Source organism: Staphylococcus sp. GW821-FHT11H10 (genome assembly GCF_058807855.1).
Genome location: NZ_JBXARC010000054.1, coordinates 1 through 690 on the forward strand (window position 1 = coordinate 1; position 690 = coordinate 690).

The 690-nt window shown below is 49.9% G+C and carries 1 rRNA gene; it reads right to left on the reverse strand.

The window, feature by feature from the left end:
- Positions 1 to 652 (reverse strand): 16S ribosomal RNA (locus AC1RRU_RS12570); the annotation flags it as partial.
- Positions 653 to 690: the final 38 nt, after the last annotated feature.

Genomic DNA, 690 nt, shown 5'->3' on the forward strand with positions numbered 1-690 from the left:
CAGTTTCCAATGACCCTCCACGGTTGAGCCGTGGGCTTTCACATCAGACTTAAAAAACCGCCTACGCGCGCTTTACGCCCAATAATTCCGGATAACGCTTGCCACCTACGTATTACCGCGGCTGCTGGCACGTAGTTAGCCGTGGCTTTCTGATTAGGTACCGTCAAGACGTGCATAGTTACTTACACGTATGTTCTTCCCTAATAACAGAGTTTTACGATCCGAAGACCTTCATCACTCACGCGGCGTTGCTCCGTCAGGCTTTCGCCCATTGCGGAAGATTCCCTACTGCTGCCTCCCGTAGGAGTCTGGACCGTGTCTCAGTTCCAGTGTGGCCGATCACCCTCTCAGGTCGGCTACGTATCGTCGCCTTGGTAAGCCGTTACCTTACCAACTAGCTAATACGGCGCGGGTCCATCTATAAGTGATAGCAAAACCATCTTTCACTATCGAACCATGCGGTTCGAAATATTATCCGGTATTAGCTCCGGTTTCCCGAAGTTATCCCAGTCTTATAGGTAGGTTACCCACGTGTTACTCACCCGTCCGCCGCTAACGTCAAAGGAGCAAGCTCCTTGTCTGTTCGCTCGACTTGCATGTATTAGGCACGCCGCCAGCGTTCATCCTGAGCCAGGATCAAACTCTCCATAAAAATTTATGATGTTTGATTAGCTCATAATACTAAATAGT